At 55.1% G+C, this 17,189-nt stretch carries 12 protein-coding genes and 1 pseudogene; 3 read left to right on the top strand and 10 right to left on the bottom strand.

Features of this window, described 5'->3' with window-relative positions:
* Positions 1-113: 113 nt before the first annotated feature.
* The 10 genes from pcrA to EJQ19_RS27185 all read right to left on the bottom strand — a co-directional run bounded on the left by pcrA (position 114) and on the right by EJQ19_RS27185 (position 12,452).
* A complete protein-coding gene (gene pcrA / locus EJQ19_RS27230; protein WP_126144381.1) occupies positions 114-2,456 on the bottom strand; it encodes a DNA helicase PcrA in 2,343 nt (780 codons plus the stop codon).
* A 22-nt stretch (positions 2,457-2,478) separates the two neighbouring features.
* Entirely contained in the window at positions 2,479-3,168 is a 690-nt protein-coding gene (gene pcrB, locus EJQ19_RS27225) for a heptaprenylglyceryl phosphate synthase (RefSeq protein ID WP_126144380.1), read from the bottom strand.
* 256 nt (positions 3,169-3,424) lie between these two features.
* Positions 3,425-3,892, bottom strand: coding sequence for a DUF6130 family protein (locus EJQ19_RS27220; protein ID WP_126144379.1), 468 nt, complete (start codon positions 3,890-3,892; stop codon positions 3,425-3,427).
* 145 nt (positions 3,893-4,037) lie between these two features.
* A complete protein-coding gene (locus EJQ19_RS27215; RefSeq protein ID WP_126144378.1) occupies positions 4,038-4,991 on the bottom strand; it encodes a spore coat protein in 954 nt (317 codons plus the stop codon).
* Between the two features lie 28 nt (positions 4,992-5,019).
* Entirely contained in the window at positions 5,020-5,244 is a 225-nt protein-coding gene (locus tag EJQ19_RS27210; RefSeq protein WP_126144377.1) for a hypothetical protein, read from the bottom strand.
* 115 nt (positions 5,245-5,359) lie between these two features.
* Positions 5,360-6,292 (bottom strand): DUF4340 domain-containing protein, encoded by a 933-nt coding sequence (locus EJQ19_RS27205; RefSeq protein WP_126144376.1) that lies wholly within the window; start codon positions 6,290-6,292, stop codon positions 5,360-5,362.
* Positions 6,289-7,677, bottom strand: a complete 1,389-nt coding sequence (locus EJQ19_RS27200; protein ID WP_126144375.1) for a GldG family protein — start codon at positions 7,675-7,677, stop codon at positions 6,289-6,291. The genes EJQ19_RS27205 and EJQ19_RS27200 overlap by 4 nt, the downstream gene beginning before the upstream one ends.
* A 5-nt stretch (positions 7,678-7,682) precedes the next feature.
* Complete coding sequence (locus EJQ19_RS27195) at positions 7,683-8,399, bottom strand: ABC transporter permease subunit (protein ID WP_126144374.1); 717 nt, start codon at positions 8,397-8,399, stop codon at positions 7,683-7,685.
* On the bottom strand, positions 8,392-9,486 hold the full coding sequence (locus tag EJQ19_RS27190) for an ABC transporter ATP-binding protein (RefSeq protein ID WP_126144373.1): 1,095 nt from the start codon (positions 9,484-9,486) through the stop codon (positions 8,392-8,394). Before EJQ19_RS27190 ends, EJQ19_RS27195 begins: the two co-directional genes overlap by 8 nt.
* A gap of 422 nt (positions 9,487-9,908) precedes the next feature.
* A complete protein-coding gene (locus tag EJQ19_RS27185; protein WP_126144372.1) occupies positions 9,909-12,452 on the bottom strand; it encodes a U32 family peptidase in 2,544 nt (847 codons plus the stop codon).
* Between the two features lie 244 nt (positions 12,453-12,696).
* Here EJQ19_RS27185 and EJQ19_RS27180 point away from each other — a divergent pair, with 244 nt between their 5' ends.
* From EJQ19_RS27180 to EJQ19_RS27170, 3 genes and pseudogenes are all read left to right on the top strand, one after another.
* The gene (locus EJQ19_RS27180) at positions 12,697-15,930 is read left to right on the top strand and encodes an FG-GAP repeat domain-containing protein (RefSeq protein WP_126144371.1); all 3,234 of its coding nucleotides are present in this window, start codon (positions 12,697-12,699) and stop codon (positions 15,928-15,930) included.
* A gap of 482 nt (positions 15,931-16,412) precedes the next feature.
* On the top strand, positions 16,413-16,670 hold the full coding sequence (locus EJQ19_RS27175) for an acyl carrier protein (RefSeq protein ID WP_126144370.1): 258 nt from the start codon (positions 16,413-16,415) through the stop codon (positions 16,668-16,670).
* Between the two features lie 8 nt (positions 16,671-16,678).
* A pseudogene (locus EJQ19_RS27170) lies at positions 16,679-17,189 on the top strand (class-II aminoacyl-tRNA synthetase family protein); the annotation flags it as partial.

Genomic DNA, 17,189 nt, shown 5'->3' with positions numbered 1-17,189 from the left:
TGTAGGCAAAACCTACATGGCTACCTTCCTTCGAAGCTGAACGCAAGATTCGATGTCGAGTCCGCTTCCTGGTTTGCTTCGTGATCAAAAGACGACTTTTTGAACTTCCTTTCCTACACTTTCGTGATCGGAGCGAATTTCGCCAGCAGGCGCTTGAGCCCCACCGGCGCTGGAAAAGCGATTTGCAGCTCGGTGTCGTCACCCGAGCCTTTGGCGGATATGACGGTGCCGACGCCCCACTTGCCGTGCGACACTTTGTCGCCGGCTTTGTAGTCCGGCACCGCGCCGCCGCCCGCAGGCTGCGGGGCCCGGAACGCAGGCGGCTTCGGTGCGCCGCCTGCCGTAGGGATCGGCGCAGCCGCGGCCGGGCTGGTCCGTCCCCCGAAGGAGGACGGACTGCCCCAAGCCGACGAGCCGGCGGATGGCCCGCGGCTCGTACTGGCGGCGCTGCCGCCCCACGACGAGCTGGCGCGCCCAGCTCGGGAGAAACCCCCGCCGCCGGCGCTGACGGTTTCAAGGAGTTCCGGCGGAATCTCCTTGAGGAACCGGGACGGCGCATTCGCGGCGGAGCGGCCGAACAGCGTGCGCACCCGGGCGCACGTGAGGAACAGCTCTTGCTCGGCGCGGGTGATGCCGACATAGGCCAGACGGCGTTCCTCTTCCAGCTCTTCGTTGTCGGAGAATGCCCGGCTGTGCGGGAAAACGCCCTCTTCCATCCCGATGATGAAGACAACCGGGAATTCGAGGCCTTTGGCACTATGCATCGTCATGAGCACGACGGCGTCCTGCTCGTCTTCGGGCTGGTCTTTGTCCAGCGTATCGATGTCCGCGATCAGCGCGAGATCGGTCAGGAAGGAAACGAGCGACTTGTCATCGTTGCGCTTCTCGAAGTCCTGCGTCACGGACAGGAACTCATCGATATTTTCGAGACGAGCCTTCGATTCAATCGTGTTCTCGCGCTCAAGCTCCAGGCGGTACTGGGACATCTCCAGCACCTTCTCCGTCAATTCTGTCACGGACAGATAGTCCACCATCCGGTACAGGTTGTCGATCATCTCGCGGAAGTCCGTCAGCGCATGCTTCGCTTTGCCATTGATCTCGAGGGAGTCCACCATCTCCAGCATCTGAAACAGCGAGATGCCGCGCCGCGCCGCCATGTCGGCCACTTTGTCCATCGTCGTATCCCCGATGCCCCGCTTCGGCACATTGACAATCCGCGTTAAGGAGATGTCGTCGTTCGGGTTGGAAATGAGGCGCAAATACGCCAAAATATCCTTGATCTCTTTGCGATCATAGAACTTCACGCCGCCGACGATGGTGTACGCAATATCCGATTTGATCAAAATTTCCTCGATCACCCGGGACTGTGCATTCGTGCGGTACAGAATGGCGTGCTGGCCGAATTTTCGACCGTTCGCTTTATTCTTATTAATTTCGTTCGTGATGAAGTACCCTTCTTCATACTCCGAATCCGCCTGATACACTTTGATGCCGGCGCCGCCTTCTTTGTCGGTCCAAAGGTTCTTCGGCTTGCGGCCGGTGTTGTTGGCAATGACTTTGTTCGCCGCCTGCAAAATGTTCGACGTGGAGCGATAATTCTGCTCCAACAGGATCGTCGTGGCGTCCGGGTAATCTTCCTCAAAGTTCAAAATGTTCGTAATATCCGCGCCCCGCCAACGGTAAATGGACTGGTCGCTGTCGCCGACGACGCAAATGCGCTTATGCTTCGCCGCAATCATCTGACACAGCATATATTGCGCACGGTTCGTATCTTGATACTCGTCCACGTGAATATATTGGAACTTGTCCTGGTAATGTTTGAGCACTTCCGGCTCTTCTTTGAAGAGCTGAATCGTCGTCATAATCAAGTCGTCAAAATCCAAAGAGTTGTTGGCTCTCAGCTTTTTCTGATAAAGCGTGTAGATTTTCGAGGTCAGGCCGTCAAAATAATCGCCAATCTTGTCCTCAAACTGCTTGGGCGTCACCAGCTCATTCTTGGCTGTGGAGATCGCTGCCTGGAACGTCTTCGGCTCAAATTTCTTCGTATCGATGTTGAGCTCCTTGCAGCACGCCTTGATGACCGACAACTGATCGCCGGAGTCCAGAATTGTAAAATTGGAGGTAAAGCCGATGCGGCCAATGTCCCTGCGGAGCATACGCACGCACATGGAGTGGAATGTGGACACCCATATATCGGCCCCGCTTCCGCCGACCAGCTTGCCCACCCGCTCCTGCATCTCTCTCGCCGCTTTATTCGTAAACGTCAGCGCCAAAATGTTCCACGGGGCTGCCTTGCGCGTGCCGATCAGATACGCAATCCGATGCGTCAGCACGCGCGTCTTGCCGCTTCCCGCTCCTGCCATGATCAGCAGCGGCCCTTCGACGGTCTCGACGGCTTTGCGCTGCTGGGGATTCAGTTTCTTGATCGCTTCTAAAATATTTACACTTTCATTCATAGGTTTGCGTTACCTTCCTATTCTATCCATTTTTCGCGTGCACTGTTTGCAGCGCTTGCTCCAAATCCATATACACGATATTCCCAACGACGATCGTATCGGCCGCTTCCGCCGCTTGCTGCGCCTTCTCCAGGCTGTCAATACCGCCGCCATAGAATAAGCGGGCTTGCTCCAGCACCCCGCGCGTTCTGCGCACGAGCGCCATATCGCCAAAGGTGCCGCTGTATTCGAGATACACGATCGGCATATGAAACAGCTTGTCCGCCATGCGCGCATAGGCCATGACGTCCTTCGCATCGAGCTCCGTTTGTGCCGACGTTACTTGCGCTGCCGTGGCCTCGGGATTCAAAATAATGTAACCCTCTGCCACCAGCTCATCCCAATTCAACATGGCGCCGTATTCTTTGAGCGCTTCTTGATGCTGGCCGACGATCCATTTCGCGTCCCGACTGTTCAGGGCAACGGGAACGAGGAACAGGTCAAAACCTGGCACAATCGCTTCCTGATTTGAAATTTCCAGCACGCACGGCACTTCATATTGGCGAATGCGCGACAGTAAATCCACCGTATTGTCAAACGTCACGCCGGACGAACCTCCGACCATGATCGCGTCCGTGCCCGATGAACAGAGCCGATCCAACGCTTCATCCGAGATGTCTTTGTCCGGGTCCAGCTTAAAAACATGCTTCCACTTGCGTATATCGACGATCAATGGTTTCCCTCCGATTAGGCGGCAATTACGCCATACTATCAACAGTCTATGCTACCCGCTCAGGTGTGTCAAACGATGAAAACAGCCTTTGGCAAGGCCGTCCGGCGTATGCCTCCATATAGCAACCGTAGCGGTTTGCGCCGCTTCCGTCAAATGCGAAAAGACGGGCTCAGTGCCCGCCTTCTCAAGGAAAATGTACGTAGGTTGACCTCACATCCGCACACAGCGGAATTCGGCCAATACGAACAAATATTCGCTATTTGACTGTGACATTCAAAATTTTCTCCACATTGAGCTCTTTATGGTCGTTCTGCTGAAGCTCAAGCTTGATTTCATGCGAGCCGGCGGCCAGGTTCGTGAGCGTGAGCGGCCCTGTTTTCCCGATCATGCCTTTCTGCTTGCCGTCCACATAGACGTGAAGATGTCCTTCGCCCGGCACATTGGCTTTATTCATATCTTCTTCCGATAGCTTAAAGTTGGTCGTCTGATACGTAATCGTGACGTTCTTGCCGTCCACTTTGTAGCTGGCGTCGAGCACCGGCTTTGCAGTTGTCGCTGCGGTTTTCGTTGCACCGATTGTACCCTGCGATACGGTTTGGGTCGTCACCTTTGCGCCCCCTGCCGTCGTCGTGATGACCTCATCTTTGGATCCACAAGCTGTCGTCAACGCGCCCAGCACTACTAAAGTTGCCGCACCATATACCCACGTTTTTTTCATTCTCATAACTCCCTCCTAGGTTTGGACATCCCATGTTCCACATATATGTAAGCCAAGCTGGTTCCATACCTGAATTCCGAAAAAAGAGGGACAAAACTCAAGACATGCAAAAAGCCCCTGCCAGATCGGCAAGGGCGTATTCGCGTGTAGATTAGAAACTGTATCTGCCGCCAGGCTGCTGGCGGGTTGTGTATTGATTATCTGTTCTGCCCTGCGCCTGCATACCCGGCTGCGTACGGGAAACGATTCGGGCACTGGGGCCGCGTCCCATCTGAGCGTCCGAGCTGCCTTGCGGAGCAGCGGCATATCCGTTTTGCTCGCGCCCGAAGGACCCCGTGGTCGATCCGTAGCTAGTAGGCTGCGTGTACGAAGTAGTGTTCGTGTGAGCCTGGGTATTCGCATGAGTTTGCGACTGTCCCTGCGAAAAACCCTGCTGCAGGCTGCTTTGGTGAGTCGCGTTTGGGTACTGCGAGGTGCTGAGCATCGGTTGAATCTGCGCTTGGCCCATCGCCTGCATGCGATTTTGGGATTGCTGCTGATACGGTTGATTCTGATGCTGGTTTTGATTTTGGTTCTGGTGCATGACGGAGGCTCCGCTCGTGTGCAGCATAGAGGACGAAGAATCCTCTGTCATGTTCTGCTCTGGCACATACGTATAGGACTGCTCAGCTTCCTGACCAATTCGTTGTGAAAGCTGGCTGTTCGCCGCATAGGACTGCTGCATGCTGCGGGCCTGCGCAACGGTGCTGCGCTCCGTAGAAGCGTTGTTCACGCTCGTCTGCTGCTGCACGAAGGATTGCAGCTTGGATGCCTTCTGGCTCTGCTTCTGCAATTCTTCTAAAATCTGCTCCTGCGAAGCCTGCTGAATCTGATAGCCGCCGAGTTTCTGGATTTCCTGGAACACGGTCGCCTGATCCTCTAGCGTGCGCTGAAGCAGGTTCTGGAACGTTTGGCGAATTTGCGGATTCGCTGCTTCAAGTGCGGCAGTCGCGTATTCACGCGCACTGCGTTTTAATTCATTAAGGACGAAATCTGCATAGTCCTCATCTTGAAAATCCAGCTGGCTTTCCTCTATTTGCTGCGAAAACGATTGATTTTGATACATGTGCCTGGCACCTCCCGTTACATTGTCATTAGTGGGTTAAACCGGATTGCTGCTGTAAAGCGTTCGTCAGGATGCTCATATGCTGCAGACGTTCCTGAGCAAGCTGTGTCATCGTGTGCTTGAGAGAAGGGCTCTGGCAGTGAACGGCCGCTTGTACGCAAAGCTTAGCCATCAGTTCTTCATTTTTGAATGTATCAGTGAGGTACGAGAGCTCTTTGCCGGAAATTTGCTCGCTGCTGAAGTTGTTGTACATGTGAAATGACCTCCTTTCCTATTTGTTAGTTTTCCCAAATTATGCCGATTTATGTCGTTTACGATAAAAAAACTGCCCCGCTTCCGCATCATCGCGAAAGGAGGCAGTTCTTGGATTAAGAGGCAGGCTGCGCCGTTTTGCCTGCATACGCATCCGCCAGTTTCTGAATATCTTCATTCGTCAGCGAGTAGGCCCATTGTCCGCCTTGCTTGGCAAGCCAGACAGCATCCCCGCTAGTTTTGCCTTCGTAAACCTCTGTCGTATCTTTCCCATCTGCGGACGACGCAATCTCGATTTTGAGCTCGCCGCCGGATGTCGGCTTCTGCGCCACAGGCTGCGGCATCTCCGCTGTATGAAGGAAAACCAAATCATCGAGCAGCGGGTTGGCGTCCGAACCTTTTGTGTCCTTATCGCCGAGCTTCCAATTCGCTTCTGCCGCCACTTTATCCTTGTCCGTCTTCGTCAGGGTGTACGTTTGACCTTTCCAAGTCACCTTCACACTCTGGACTTTATCGCTTTCCAGCTTGATCGGACTCGTCTCGGCAAAATCAACCGGCGCTTTAGCAAGGGAGCTTAGCGTCTGGTCACTCACCTGGTAGACGGCCTGCTGGCCCTCGACCTGCGCGTAAGAGTAGCCCTGGATCGGCAGCGCGGTTCCGACCAGAATACCTTTCTTCGTGCCGTCTTTCAGCGTCACTTCAAACGTGCTGACCGGCTTATCCAGCCCATATTCCGCCAAATTGGACGGCTGATCCTCGACCACTTTCTCGGACGTCACCAACCCGAAGCTGTCGAGCCAGCTGTCTACCTGGTTGCTGTTGATCGGCGCAGCCGCCGGGGTTTTCATGTCCCAGCCGCTGGCCGCACGGTTCAATTCAATTTGCGCCGCCTCCGTCTTCACGGACAGCGACTGCACCTCTTCTTGCTTTAGCGCGACAAGCGATTTCGGCTCCTCTTTCTTCTCCTGGAAGAAATCTTTGCTCGACGCGTACCAAAAGCCGCCGATGCAAAGCACGACTAAAATAATCGTTGGAATAAACCGCTTCATCCTCTTCTCCTCCTCCACCAGATCAGGCCGCCGATGACTAGGAACAGGAGCGGTAAGAACACGATGGTCGTGAGGAAGATCGTATTCGCTTGACTCGGCGTAATCATGGCTTGCTGATAAGCATCGCCTTGGCGAGGGCGAATGGTGATCTGATCCTTCTGCTCTTGCAGCCAGCCGATGCTGTTGAGTGCAAAATCTTTATTACCTTGCGTTTGAATATCTTGATCCAACACAAACGTCGATCCGCCCAAAATGACGGCTTTCGGCTTGTTGTCCTTGTCCGCAATGGCGTAGCCAAGGTTAAGCGGGCCTTTGACGTCCGCCGCATCCTGCTTCGTTTTGCTTTGCGCAAGCAGATTGATGTCAGTTTCACCGTAAGCTTTGTCGGTAGATTTCAGCAGCAAGGATTTGGTGTAATCCGCTGCGCTGTCATCGGCGTTCAAGCTCACGGCCAGACGAAGCATCGTCACGAGGTTGTTGCTGGACAGCTTGCTCGTAATATCATGTGAGCCGTAGTCCGGAATGATCGTGAGCGGATCGTACAGCGACGTCTGCTTCGGTTCAATCGCCACGGCGTGCTGATCCTGAATGCCGAACGTTTGCATGATGGCGTCTAGGTTTTTCCACTTGGTCGCCATGTCTTTGTTAAAGCCGAGGGCGATATAGATTTTACCTTTGCCCTTCAAGTAGTCTTGAATGAGTGTCGCTTCCTTGTCGCTCAGGTCGTTCTCCGGCCCAAGGATCATCAGCATATTCGCGTCGTCCGGGATTTTGCCTTCGACATACAGGTTCAAATCCTTGATATTGTAGTTCGCGGCTGTCAGCGCACTGCGGAACGCACCGAGCGCATTGGCCGGATACTCGTTATGCCCGGACAACATGTACACGGTATGTTTCTCTGTCGATGTCAGCGATTTGATCGCTTGCGTAAACTTTTCCTCGCCGGAGAACGTGTAAGAACCATCCTGCTGGCCCGTGAACAGCTCGTAGTAGTTGATGCTTTGCTTTTTATCCCCAATTTCGAATACGATCGTGCCGCCTTGATCCACGCCGTACTGCTTCGCCATGGAAGGCTGCTTGAGCATGTCATACTCATCGTACGTGATTTTAGAGCTTTGCTTCTTATACTCCTGAATCATGTCGGAAACTTGACGCGTAATAAAATCGTTGCCGTCGCCGCTGTTCGTGAAGGAGATGACGTGAATATTTTGATCCAGGCTTTTCAGCGTGGATGTCGTTTGTTCGGAAAGTGTGAAATTCTTGTTCTTCGTCAGATCGACCTGAAAGCCTTTCAGTGAGTGCAGGAAGATCGTCAGAATGATGAAAATGCCGATCGCGGCGATCGATAGAACCGTTGCGTTCGTTCCCCGTATCCATTTGTTCATCCTGCTCACCTCCAACGCTTTCTTTCAAGGATTTGAATGCTCAGGACAAGGAAAAGGGCCGCCAGGGTGACATAAAACACAATATCCCCGCCATGCAGCACGCCTTTCTGCAAATTGCCCATGTGGCTGGTCAGCGAGAATTGGCCGACATAGTCTTTCAGCTTGCCAGTCATACTGGAGCTGACCCAATCGAGCAGCCAGAGCAGGAGCAAGATGACAAATGCCGCAATGCCCGCGACCATCTGGTTGTTCGACAAGGAGGACGCGAACAAGCCGATCGCCATCATCGCACAGCCGAGCAGGAACATGCCGAGGTAAGACAGCCATGTGACCGGCTTATCCAGCGTGCCAAAAGCAGACATAATCAGCGGATAAATCAAGCTGACGGCCACTAAACCGACCTGCACGATAAACGTGGACAAATATTTGCCCAGCACGATTTCGCCGATCCCCGTCGGCGACGTCAGGAGTAGCTCATCCGTGCCTTGACGGAACTCGTCAGCGACCAATCGCATCGTGAGCAGCGGAATGATAAATAGGTACACGAACGACGTGTTGCCTACGATCGAGCGCGCATCGACAATCGGCGGCTGGCCGACGACGAAGTTAATATAAAAGAAAAAGCTCGAGAGCAGCACATAGAACGCGAACGCCACGTAAGCGATCGGCGAGAAGAAATACATTTGCAGCTCTTTCGAGCAGATGGCCCAAATTCTACGCATCGGTCTCCGCCCCCTCTTCGTCGGTCGTCAGCTTGAGGAAGATATCTTCCAGGCTGAGGCTTTCCTTCTTCATTTCCAAAATCGGATAGCCCGCTTTCGCCAGCTGGAAGAACACCGCTTCGCGGATGTCGGTGCGGTCTGCGGACGTGACGAGCAGCTTCACGGATTCTGAAGCGGATGAGGCTGGCGTGGCCGAATTTGCGCGTGTAGGTTCGGCGGATTCTTCCTCCGCCTCGGCAATTTCGGGCGCTTCAGCAGCCAACGCTGCCGATGTGTCGCTCGCCGCATGCAGCTGGAGCTGCTCCTCGGCTGGCGCGGCGTCGAGCAGCTTGACCTCGCCGACGACCGGCAGGCTGCGCAGCTCGGACAAGACCCGCTCGCGCGGTCCCTTGACTTCGAGGGACACCTCGAACGTCTCCCCCATCGTGCGGCCGAGATTCTCCGGACGCTCGTCGAGGACGACGCGGCCTTGGTTGATAATAAGAACGCGGTTACAAATCGCGTTGATTTCCGGCAAAATGTGCGTGCTCAGCAGCACCGTGTGGTTCTCGCCCAGCTCGTGTATGAGCTGGCGAATCTCGATGATCTGCTTCGGATCGAGGCCGGACGTAGGCTCGTCCAATACCAGCAGATCCGGCTTGTGCAAAATCGCTTGCGCGAGTCCGACGCGCTGCTTGTAGCCTTTGGACAGCGAGCGAATAATCTGCTTCTCGCGACCTTGCAGCCCCAGCTTGGCGATCGCCTCGCTGACGGCCAGCTTTTGCTCACGGGCAGGTACGTCCCGCAGATTGGCGATGAAGCGCAAATACGATTGCACCGTCATTTCAGGGTAAAGCGGCGGTGTCTCCGGCAGGTAGCCGATTTTGCGGCGCGCCTTCTTCGGGTTATCGGCCATCGAATGGCCGTCTACGATGATTTGCCCGTGCGTCGGGTTTAAATAGCCCGTAATCATACGCATGGTCGTTGTTTTGCCAGCGCCGTTCGGCCCTAAGAAACCGACGATTTCGCCGCGCTGCATCGAGAAATCGATGCCGTGCACGCCGCGATCGTTTTCGTACAGCTTGCTGACTTGTTTGACCTCAAGCATCCAAGATCCCCCTTTTAGTCGTACATTATTAACCATCATCACTATACTGAAGGAACAATAAACCAACATTAAGCGAATCTGAAAAATAGATTAAAAAATTGTGTCTAAATTGTGAACGAACAGGAGTTGGTGAGGAGGGTTGTAAGGGAAGCTTAAACCTAAGAGGGTCTATTCCCTCCTAGATCAGCAAAAAAGTCTATTTTCGCCGGCTTAACTAGGGCAAGCCCCCCTTAGCAGACCCCAAAAGGCGAGATTTCTGCCATTTGAAGGAACCTAAGATGGGCTGGCCCCTCTTAATTACCGTTAAAACGCGTGTTTTTACTGACTTAACTAGGTCTAGACCCTCTTAGTTCGTTCAATCTTTTCGGCTAAAACGCCAAAAAAGCCTGCAATTTCTTGCAAGCCTTGTTGTAACGCCGATCTTATTTAACTAGCGTTCCTTTGGTCACGCCCAGTTGATTCGTCGCTTTCAGCGAACGCCACACTTGCGTGCCGTTAATTTCCCCATCGATCGCGCGACGGTACAAGCTCAGAATCTCGCGTACTTTCTCCGGCGATTCTTCCAGGAACTCAACACGGAACGAGCGAATGCCCAGCTCCATAAAATGATTCAAATACTCCGCACCCGACTGGTCGATGGCGTTATAAACCGTGTTGCGGCAGCCCTCGTCGACACGTACCGGATGGGACATGCCCACGCGGTCCTGCAAGGACGCGCGATGGTCTTCGCACGGCCGGCCGCAGTTCGTGTAGTCGGTGCCTTCGCTCAGGAACGTGCAGTATACGCAGTGCTCCGTGTGGAACATCGGCATATGCTGATGAATGACGACTTCCAGCTTGGACGTGTCCGTCCGGCGCAGCAAGTCGACCATCTGCTGAATATTCAAATCGTACGAAGGCGTCAGCTTCGACAGGCCCGTTTCGAGAAACAGCGACACCGTCTTGTGGTTCGCGATGTTCAAAGAGAAGTCGCCGATGAGCTGCGGCTGCGGCGCTTCCGGGTTTTCCAAGCGGTGCTTCAGGAAGAAGTACGCTGCGCCCGTGTTGCGGATGAGTACAGCGTCCGGCTTCAATTTTAAGATATTGTTAAAATAGCCCGTCTCCCCCGGCATATGAATGCGCGGCGTCACCAGCGCGATCTTGCGACCGGCCGCATGAACGGCTTCCACCGCCGCAGGGAACTGCTTGATAAATTCAAAGTCCGCGTAGATCAACTGGACATCCGTCGTCTCCAGCACCGCCAGCACCTGATCCAGGTTGCGGCACAGAGCGGTCAGCTCCACGTCGCTGCGATCAGCCGACGTGACCTCCGGTAATTCGTCGCCAAAGGCGACCGCAGCCGCAGATGCAGGAACATCATCATAGGCGCCGACTTCGCGCTTGATATAGGGACGAGGCCGCTGGCGCTCGTCCTCCAGCAGTTCGACAGCCGAACGGCGCATCGCGTTCAATTCGCGCATCGGCACGATCAGCTCGCCAGCGAGCGTAACGTCCAGTTCCGCGAGTTCAAAAATCGTGCCGCCCAGACGACCGAACTGCTCGGTAAAGAGCTGTTCGTCCATCGGCCGCTTCTCCGCGCGCACGAGCGGCAGCTCGGACTGCACGAACACCGTGTGGCCGGCGCGCAGGTCGGTCCACCAACTGCGAAGCGGCTCGCCTTCCTTGCCGCTAACCGCCACACGTACCGGGAACGTCCGGTACGGCCTGTCAGTCTCGAACGTTTGGCGAAGGCGCTTGTCCAGCGCGGGATCGTTCGTTTTCCAAATCCGGTCGCCGACATGGAGACGGCTCAGGTCCACATCGTTGCGGCCCATCACAATCTCAATGATGCCGCCCTCCGCTTCGCCTTCCAGCTTCTCGCCTTTGCGGCGCAGGTCATAAATACGCCCGCCCTCTTCCTTCTTCGTCGGGTCGCCCGCATCAAACACCAAGCCATCCCCGCGCTTCAGCGGCGCTTCCAGCTCACAGATCACGGCGTCGCGCAGAATCTGCTTCACGCGGCCGACAAACACCCCGCGGCTTTTCGGAAACGTGCCGTCGACCAACTGCTTATTGTTGGTTCCTTTCAGGAACCCAACGGTAAACCCGCGCGAGAAGCTTTGCTGCAGCTCGCGCACTTCCTCACGGGAAGGCCGAGCGTCCTCCCCGTCAAAATACCGGTCGATCGCCTTCCGGTACTTGCTCACGACGTTGGCGACATACTCCGGCGTCTTCAAGCGCCCTTCGATTTTGAAAGAACGGACGCCCGCCTCGATCAGCTCCGGCACGATTTCAATCGCCGCCAAATCTTTCGGCGACAGCAAATACGTCACATCGCCCATCGGCTTGTGTACGCCGTCAACCATGAGATCATACGGCAAGCGGCATGCCTGCGCGCATTCGCCGCGGTTCGCGGAGCGGCCGCCCCACATTTCGGACGTGAGGCACTGACCCGAATAGGATACGCATAGCGCCCCGTGCACAAACACTTCCATCGGGAGCTTCGCCTGGTCGCCGATCTGCTTGATTTGCTTCAAGTTATTCTCTCGGCCGAGCACGACGCGCTCGATGTCGAACGGCTTCGTGAACTCCACCGCCTCCGGAGACGTAATTGTCATCTGCGTCGAACCGTGAATCGGGAAATCCGGGGAGATTTCGCGAATCATTTTAACCAAGCCCAAATCCTGTACGATCACGGCATCCACGCCCGCATTTACGCAAGCCTCGATCAGCTCTTTCGCTTCGGAAAGCTCCTCTTCAAATACGAGAATGTTGAACGTCAGGAAGCCCTGCACGCCATATAGATGAAGGAACGACATAATGTCCGGCAGCTCCGCCATCGTAAAGTTGTGCGCACGAGCCCGCGCATTAAATTTCTCCACACCAAAAAATACGGCATCCGCCCCATTGGCAACCGCCGCTCGCAAACAGTCCCAGTCGCCCGCAGGCGCCAGCAATTCTATATCTTCTCTGCGTATCGTACGCATGGCAGCAAATCCTTTCAATAATAAATCCAGATTATCGACCCTCAAAGTCTTCTTTGTTTAGTTTAACAGAAACACTGGGCAGGAAGCTAGGGTGTAGCTCCCCGCAAAGTAAGCCAATATCCGACAATCCGGCGGTTCTTACAAGTTAACAAACGCCCCCATGAATGCTATAATGGCTAGGATAGTGAAGCTTTGCGAGGCGGATTTGCAATTTTTTTAACAATCGAGGGAGAGCCTTTTGAATTTGTCGAAAAAAAGATTGCTGCAGCTGGGCGGCGGCATCGCCGTACTCAGCGTGCTAGTCATTCTGTTGCTCTTATTTTTGCCAAAAGTAGAAGAAACTAAGCTGCTGTATGCCACGAGCGGCACGAATTATGACACCGCGGCGTACAATAACTTTCACGAGACTTTGCAAGCTGGCGTCGAAATTGAGCGGTCCGATGCAGCATCGTTATCCCAACGCCAATTGAATCGTTATGATGCGCTTTACCTCGACCCTGCGGTTGCGCAGGATGCGAAATGGCCGGAACTGGCCAAGCAGTTCGAAGCGTTTGTGAAGCAAGGCGGGCATTTATTGCTCGATAACAGCTTTGCAGACAAGTTTCCAGTGGATTTTCTGGGTGCAGCCAGCCTTGTCAGCCTGACGGATGTGACGCTCTCCAGCTTATCGGCTGATCCAGCGAACAAACAGACGCTCCATTTTCCGCAGGTGCCGGTGAATCTCCAAGGCATTCAGCAAACGTTTCAGCTGTTTACCGACAGTTATCTCAAGCATCAGTCGATGGCGAATATGCCTGGTTTTCAGATGGGCTACGGATTCGTCCCCTCAACGGGACAGACGGTCGTCGCAATGACGGTCCCCATCAAATCGCAGCAGCCGATTTCGCTGATTTTGCACAACCGCGTCGGCAAAGGCGCTGTGCTGATCTCGAGTAACTTCCTGCCGAATCGCTACTTCGCAACCGGTTATGACATGATGAGCGGCATGGATGAGAAGCTGGGTTTCACCAAATGGGCGCAGAAGTACCAGCAAGAGAACAAACCGACTCCAGGAGCAACTTACTTTAATAAAAGAGCGATGCCGCTGGCGCCGTATTTTGATTTTACGTTTGCGGCGGCGAATCAGCAGTATCGCACAGAACTACTAGCCTACGTGGCCAAAGAGAACCTCGGGTTCAGCGTACGCAAAGTACTCGGCCCATATGGGCGGCCGGCGATGGCGTTTCAGAACCATTTTGAAGCGATGCCGGCGATCGGGCAAAAAGACGGCATCGCCTGGGCGGAGCTGCTCAAAACGTACAACGAGATTCCCTCGTTCACGCTTGTCCGCAACGCCTTCTATTGGGGGGAATGGCGCGAGAGCGTGACGGTGCAGCTCAATACGGGAACGAACGCGCAGCCGTCGTTCGCGGGCGAGCTGCCCGGCTCCGGCTACGCGAGCGGGATGCACGTGATGGCGGGGGGCGTGCCGCTCCGGCAGGCCGCCTTCCCGGAATATCGCGATCTCGCGAGCGCGATTGAGAAGCCGTACCGCGCGTTCCCGGCCGCGGCGGATGTGAACGGCGACGGCAAGGTGGACCTCCTTGCCGGCAGCTCGGATGGATTCGTGTATGTGTACACGAATCTAGGTGGGGATGCGGCGGCGTACGTGAGCGAGCCGCCGCCGCCGGGGTTGGCGCTGCCCGACACATTCGCGGCAGCGGCTAAGGTGTTGCTGGAGGACGGAACGCCGCTCCAGCTCGGCCCTTACACCGCCGTTCACGCCGCCGACGTGAACGGGGACGGGCGCACGGACCTCGTCGTCTCCGACGAGTCCGGCGCGGTTTGGACGCTGCCGCAGCTCGCTGGCGGCAGGTTCGCGCGGCCCGCGGCGGTGCGCGCGGGCGGAACGGCGCTGCAGCTGCCCGGCGGGCCTGCAGCGCCTTACGTCGCCGACATGGACGGCGACGGCAAGCTCGACCTCGTCCTCGGCGGTTCCGACGGACGAGTGTGGCTCTACAAGGGCCGCAGCGCAGCGGCCCTTGACTTAACAGCAGGCAGCGTAATTGTTACGCTGCCCAACCAAGCGACGCACGCGGCCCCCGCGGCGCGCGACATGAACGGCGACGGCCGACCGGATCTTGTGGTCGGCAGCAACGAAGGGGACCTGCAGGTGTTCCTCCAGGACGCCCGCGGCGGCTGGAAGGCCCAGGGTCCCCTCACGGGAGCGACGCTCAATCAGGTGGGCAACCACGCCCTGATTGCCGGTCATTACTCCGTTCCGCTCTGGCTCGATCTGAACCACGACGGTCGGGACGATCTGATCGTCGGCGGCATCGAGTTCGGCTCGCCGGTCGCCATTGATAATCCAAAGTTCCCTTATCAGGCGGAGCTGAAGGCATTTATCGATTACGCGAAAGAGAATCATTTACAGTTAAATCCGCACTTCTTTGTGCATAATTTTAAGAGCACCGAGGAAGAGCAGACGGAATTTGCCCTGCACAAGCAGGCTTTCGACAAGCTGGGCATTCCTTGGGTGCATCCGGGCACGAACCAGCATACGTGGCGCCTGAACAACCAGGACCACGACCAGACGCTGCGCACGGAAAACGAGCAAGACGTGTGGTACAACTTCGGCTTCCTGCCGCCCGAATCGCCGGTCATTTCCCGGCCGGAGAACATTTGGTCGCTGCCGTTTCTTTTGCAGGACGAGCAAGGCAGGACGGATAAAACGATGCTGATTCATGCGCCGACACCGGTGCTGCGCCAGGGCGACTATGCGACGACGGACGTGTTTGAGTCGATGGTGAAGCTGGATATGCCGATCGATTATTTCGAGCATATAGAGTACCATTTCCCTGTGCCGACCAAGGTGGCGGACCTCAAAGTTTTCGCCGACTACTTTGACAAGCTTCGCACGAAGCATGACTATAATTTTATGACCGAGACGCAAATGGCCATGTCGTTCCTTACGGCGCTGCGAGGCGAGGTCACGATTTCCCAATCTTGGGCGTCCTATCTGTGGGACAGGCTCAAGGATCGATTGGGTGGCGGCAGCCCCCATTTCCACGCGACGTTGACGCCGAAGACAACGGGCGTTCCCGCCTTAGCTGAAGGCTATGCTGACGCACTCGGCGTTGTCGTGGAAAAAGGCGAGCGCCTCGCGCTCTACGCGATCCAGAATGACGCCGACATCTACACGAGCAGCGAGAATAAGCTGTATGTCGGCCTGCCGAAGGCGACAGCGCTGCACATCGGGCCGAACGAGGACAGGTTCCACTTGGTTCGTTCGAACGTGCCGTACAGCCTTGTTAAGGACGGCGGTGTAACGCGGTTGGCGCTTCAAGCAGCAGGCCTTCAGCAGGTGAAGCTGTACAGCCCGACCGAGCTGAAAATAGACGCTTCCAGCGGCACCGTCGACTATGACGCAGCCACGAAAACGTACACGATTACCCGGTACGGAGATGTGACGACGATTTCTTTTCAACCGGTGAATTAAGGTTGCACTACGTGCATGGATTGGACGCTCTCTCCTCATGTCACAAGAGGCGTATCGCCCAGCGGCAATGGTATGACTCAAAAAAAGCTGCAAAAAGGCAGGCTTTTCACCGATTTTCCCACCGATTCTAAGGAATTCCTGCAAATAAGCAGGAATTTCCCTGGAAGGGGCCGATTGTGAGCAACTGTGAAGCGAAAAACTGCTTTTTCGCAGGCTTTTCCCGTATTCTCGCCAAAATGGAGAGAATTCCTGCTTTTTTGCAGGCTTTTGGGCTGCGAGGGGTGCGGTTTACGGTTTACGGTCCGCAATTTACGGTTCGCAATTCGCCCTTTGCCGTTCACGGTTCATGGATTGCGACATACGGTTTGCAGATGTTCAAAGTTTCTGAATTCGCAGCTTCGAGCTTCTCACCCTTAGAGGCTTTCATCCAATCCGCTTAACAGGGATTCCATTTTTCATTTCAAATCAGGAGGCTTTCTACCATGTCTTATGAAGATTTAGTAACGCAGCTGGAGCAGCACATTCGCGAGCGCTATGAAATTGCCGAGGACGATGACGATTTCGGCGTGGATGTGCATTTGTTCGATTATGGTTTTATCGACTCCATTGGCGCGACGGCGCTGATCGCCCATATCGAGAAGACGTACGGCATTCAAGTGACGAACCAGGATTTGATGCTGTATCCGATGAACACGGTGAATGAAATCGCCGAATTTATTTCCAAGAAGACAGCGAGGTAACGAAAGCCATGATGACATGCAAAATCTCCCTGGCGGGCCTGGCCGAAAGCCAGCATGGACAAGTGAAATACGCATCTGCGTTTGCGGATGAGCATATTCAGGACATCGCGTTGGTCGACGGCCATATCGTGATTACGCACAACTCGCCGAATGGCAACGAAGGCATTACGGCGCGGGTGGAGCGTTTGATCGAGCGGTTCTCCCACGGCGATTTCGGGTTTAAGGAGAACGTCCTGTTCGAGCATAAGGTCGACACGCCGTACGAAGGCGACATCATCGCCGAACTGGTGGAGCGCAAAGCGATTAAAGTGCTGGAGCCGGGGCTTTTCATTTTTCGCGAGCCGTTCTCAAGCCTGATGCGCTTCCTGGATTATTCGTTCGTGACGAAGATTGCGAAGCGTTTCGAGGGCGTCAAAGAGGAGCAATATCCGGCGGTCATTCACAGCCATACGCTCAATAAAACGAACCATTTTACCTCCTTCCCGGAGCATATCCATTTCGTTACGCACCTGCGCGAAG

It is taken from the genome of Paenibacillus whitsoniae, from assembly GCF_003955665.1.
In the GTDB taxonomy this organism is placed as follows: Bacteria; Bacillota; Bacilli; order Paenibacillales; family NBRC-103111; genus Paenibacillus_E; species Paenibacillus_E whitsoniae.
This window is presented reverse-complemented; position numbering and strand designations above follow the sequence as displayed.